4 protein-coding genes and 1 pseudogene are annotated in these 3,863 nt (G+C 66.9%); 3 read left to right on the forward strand and 2 right to left on the reverse strand.

What is annotated here, in order from left to right; translation table 11 throughout:
* Positions 1-206: 206 nt before the first annotated feature.
* Positions 207-428, reverse strand: a pseudogene (locus QZY48_RS08525) (transposase domain-containing protein); the annotation flags it as partial.
* A 136-nt stretch (positions 429-564) separates the two neighbouring features.
* Between QZY48_RS08525 and QZY48_RS08530 the strand changes: the two are divergent.
* From QZY48_RS08530 to QZY48_RS08540, 3 genes are read left to right on the forward strand one after another with little or no spacing between them, the layout of a single operon-like run.
* Complete coding sequence (locus QZY48_RS08530) at positions 565-1,578, forward strand: site-specific integrase (protein ID WP_295430121.1); 1,014 nt, start codon at positions 565-567, stop codon at positions 1,576-1,578.
* Entirely contained in the window at positions 1,575-2,531 is a 957-nt protein-coding gene (locus tag QZY48_RS08535; RefSeq protein ID WP_295430123.1) for a tyrosine-type recombinase/integrase, read from the forward strand. The genes QZY48_RS08530 and QZY48_RS08535 overlap by 4 nt, the downstream gene beginning before the upstream one ends.
* Complete coding sequence (locus QZY48_RS08540; protein WP_295430125.1) at positions 2,528-3,535, forward strand: tyrosine-type recombinase/integrase; 1,008 nt, start codon at positions 2,528-2,530, stop codon at positions 3,533-3,535. The genes QZY48_RS08535 and QZY48_RS08540 overlap by 4 nt, the downstream gene beginning before the upstream one ends.
* Here QZY48_RS08540 and QZY48_RS34680 read toward each other — a convergent pair.
* Positions 3,536-3,863: transposase (locus tag QZY48_RS34680; protein WP_366929656.1), on the reverse strand; the 328-nt coding region annotated here is incomplete at its 5' end.

The raw sequence follows: 3,863 nt of genomic DNA on the forward strand, positions 1-3,863 counted from the left end.
GCCGTTTTGCTTTTGTGTTTTCTAAAGAATCAACCTGCGCACAACGCGAATGACGTGCCGGTGTCAGGCAGAGTACCAGGGTTCAGCCGTGGCTGTCTTCCCAGGCCCATCCCACCCCGCGCCTAAGAACTGAGACGAGAGGTCGAGGCTTCAGTCGGCTGCGGCCCACCCGCACCAATACCGAACTTTGGTAAGCGTCCGGGCAACTACAGGATTGACCCTTGCCGTTTCAGGTCGTCTAATTTCAAATTGTGAGGCAGCAGCGCGGCGATGGCCTCCGGGGTCTTGGCCGTTGGCAGGTGCTCGAAGAGGTGGTTGAGGTACACCCAGGGCTCCAGGCCGTTGGCCTTGGCCGTTTCCACCAGGCTGTAGAGGGTGGCGCTGGCCTCAGCACCCTTGGGGCTGCCGGAGAAGAGCCAGTTTTTCCGATTATGCCGAGCTCGGCATAATCGGAATTATGTGCAGCTCCGGATTATGCGCAGTTGCCGGTTCGGTGACTGCCGCGGTACGTTGATACAGCGAGTGTTTCCGTCTGCGGCAGTCGCCCCGGCTGCGCATAAGACTGTGGGTACCCCTAGATCTCCCGATGACGGAGACCGCAAGAGCGTCCGCGCCGCGCTGAACCGACTGCTGGTGATGGGCGGCGAAACGCGCCTGCGCCCACGAAGTCCACCGTCCAGTCCGAGCATTGAGGCCATGGTGGCGCGCTTCGATACGTACCTCCGCGACGTGTGCGGCTTGGCCGACGCGACGCGCTGGTACCGCCGCCGTTACGTGCGTGCCTTCTTGGCCGGTCAGTTTGGGGATGGACCGGTCACGGTCGGCCGGATCGCTCCAGACGCCCTGATCCGGTTCGTGACCGAGCAAGCGCACATCCAGCGACCCGGCAGCGTCGGCGTCCTGGCCTATTCGTTGCGCAGCTTTCTGCGCTTTCTTCAGTTTGAAGGGGAACTGTCGGCCGACCTGACCGGCGCGGTACCGACACCGCCACACTGGTCGCTCGCCCCACTACCGCCCAGCCTGAGCGCGGCGGAACTCGCACGCCTCTGGGGCGCCTTCGATCGCGCGACCGCGCTCGGGCGCCGCGACTATACCATGGCCCGCTGTCTGGCCGATCTGGGCCTGCGGTGCCAGGAGGTGGCCGCGTTACGGCTCGACGACATCGATTGGCGAACGGGAGTCCTGCATCTGCGGCCCGGCAAGAGCCGCCAAGCCGCGCAGTTGCCGCTCCCCGCGCCGACCGGGGCGGCCCTGGCCGATTATCTGCGCCACGGGCGACCCACGACGCCGAGTCGGGCGCTTTTCGTCCAGCACCGCGCACCGGTGGGCGAGGTCGCCGCCAAGACCACGGTGCGCGGCGCGATCCGCCGGGCCTTCGCGCGCGCGGGCCTGCCGTGGTCTGGGACCCACATACTGCGCCACACCGCCGCCGCGCGCATGGTCCAGGGCGGCAGTTCACTGAAGCTCGTGGCCGACGTGCTGCGCCATCGCAGCATCGACACGACCGCGATCTACGCCAAGGTGGATCTGCCCAATCTGTCGCGCGTGGCCCTGCCCTGGCCGGGGAGGTCGTTATGAGCCACTGGTCGACCATGCAGGAACGGGTGACGGCCTATCTGACAGCGCGCCGTCGGTTGGGGTATGCCCTGCGCATCGAAGGTGAGCAGTTGCAGCGCTTTACCCAGTTCGCCGATGCCCGCGGGCACAGCGGCCCCATCACGGCACAGTTGGCCCTGGAGTGGGCCTGTGCCTCCGCGCGGAGCGGCCCGATTGGCCGGGCGCGCCGGTTGGAGGTGGTCCGTCCCTTCGCCAAGTTCTGTGCGGCGTTCGAGGCAGAGACCCAGATCCCACCGGCCGGTGCGCTTGGGCCGGCCCATCGCCGGCTGACGCCCCACATCTACACCGATGAGGAAATCGATCAACTGCTGGCGGGGGCCGGCGCACTGACTCCAGCCCGGGGGCTGCGACCAGCCAGCATGCAGTGTCTGCTGGGGCTCCTGGCGGCCACCGGCCTGCGCGTCTCGGAGGCACTGCACCTGCAGCGTGCGGACGTGGATCTGGCGCGCGGCCTGCTGTGCGTGCGCCAGACCAAGTTCTGCAAGTCCCGGTATGTGCCCTTGCACCTCACCGCCAGCGCCGCGCTGAGCGAGTATGCGCAGTTGCGCGAGCAGCGCTTGCCGCTGAGTCGCGAACCAGCCTTCTTTCTGCGCGACGACGGTCGTCCCCTGGGCTACGCGCAAGCACTCTATGCCTTCCATTGCATCCGCACCCAACTCGGATGGGACCGCGCGCCCGAAGGCCGACCCCGGCTCTATGACCTGCGCCATACCTTCGCCTGTCGCCGACTGCTCGCCTGGTACCAGGAAGGCATCGATCTGGCCTGCGCAGTCCCGCTGTTGTCGACCTATCTGGGGCACGTCAAGGTCACCGACACCTATTGGTACCTCACCGCCATTCCGGCGCTGATGAGCATCGCCGGGGAGCGCTTTGAGCGACTGGCGCAGTCTGGCGGCGCGGAGGCGACACCATGAACGCCCCGCCGTGTCCAACCGATCTGGCCCGCCTGCTCCAGGCGTTCTTCTGTCAGCACCTCATGCAGCAGCGCGGCGCGAGCCGCCAGACGATCAATGGGTATCGGGATACCTTTCGACTCTTGCTGCGGTTTGCCGAAACCTCTTGCGGCAAGTCCATCGGCGAGTTGGCCCTGGCGGATCTGGACGCCGCGCTGGTGCTGGCGTTTCTCGAGGATCTGGAGACCCGTCGGCATAACACGGTGCGCACCCGCAATGCCCGGCTCGCCGCTATCCGCGCCTTCGTGCACTATGCCGGTCTGCAAGAGCCCGCGGCGCTGCCGGTGATACAACGGGTCTTGGCGATCCCGGCCAAACGCTTCGACCGGCCCGTGGTCGGCTTTCTGTCCCGCGCAGAGATCGAGGCGATCTTACAGGCGCCGGATGCGCGCACCTGGAGCGGCGAGCGTGACCGTGCCTTGCTGACGGCGATGTACAACACCGGCGCCCGCGTGTCGGAGCTGGTCGCGGCGCGGCGCGTGGACTTGGAAAGCGAACACTGCCAGGCCCTGCATCTGCATGGCAAGGGCCGCAAGGAGCGGGTCGTGCCGCTGTGGGCGCGGACGACGAAACTGCTGCGCGACTGGTTGGCGCGGATCGGAGCGGAGCCTCAGCAGCCCTTGTTTCCGAACCGCCAGGGGCAACCGATGACTCGCTCCGGGGTCGCTTCGCGCCTGGCGCGCAGCGTGCGGGCCGCCAGTTCCTGCTGTCCCTCGCTCAAGGATAAGCGGGTATCGCCGCACTCGGTGCGGCACACCACCGCGATGCATCTGCTCCAGGCCGGGGTGGACCTGACCGTGATCGCCCTGTGGCTGGGGCACGAAAGCGTGGAGACGACCCACCAGTATATGGAAGCGGACTTGCGAATGAAGGAGCAGGCGCTGGCGACCCTTCAGGCACCGCCCGTCGGCCCGCCGCGCTTTGTGGCGTCGCCGACGTTGCTGGCCTTCTTGGACGGCCTCTGATTATGCGCAGGCGGCGCTGACGCCGCCGCCTGACCAGGGTCTGAAACCCAAGCTGCTCCGCCAGTTGCCTTCCCGGAAACCAGAGGTGCTGGCGGAACTGCGCATAATCCGGAGCTGCACATAATTGAGACCGGTGACGAAGGGCCGGATGCAGTTCTCCGCGGTGTTGTTGTCGATCTCAAGGCGGCCGTCATCCAGGAAGGTCGTCAGCGTCGGCCATTGCCCGAGGGCATAGCCGATCGCGCGCCCAAGCAAGCCCTTCGGCAGGACCCGCGGGGCGGTGGTGTCGAGCCACTGCTTGATCGTGTCGAGGATCGGGCGACTGCGC

The sequence above is a fragment of the uncultured Thiodictyon sp. genome (assembly GCF_903828115.1).
In the GTDB taxonomy this organism is placed as follows: Bacteria; Pseudomonadota; Gammaproteobacteria; order Chromatiales; family Chromatiaceae; genus Thiodictyon.

Excerpts from the sequence above, each read along its gene's own strand:
- QZY48_RS08535 (WP_295430123.1), top strand. The coding sequence starts at position 1,575 with ATGAGCCACTGGTCGACCATGCAGGAACGGGTGACGGCCTATCTGACA.
- QZY48_RS08540 (WP_295430125.1), top strand. The coding sequence starts at position 2,528 with ATGAACGCCCCGCCGTGTCCAACCGATCTGGCCCGCCTGCTCCAGGCG.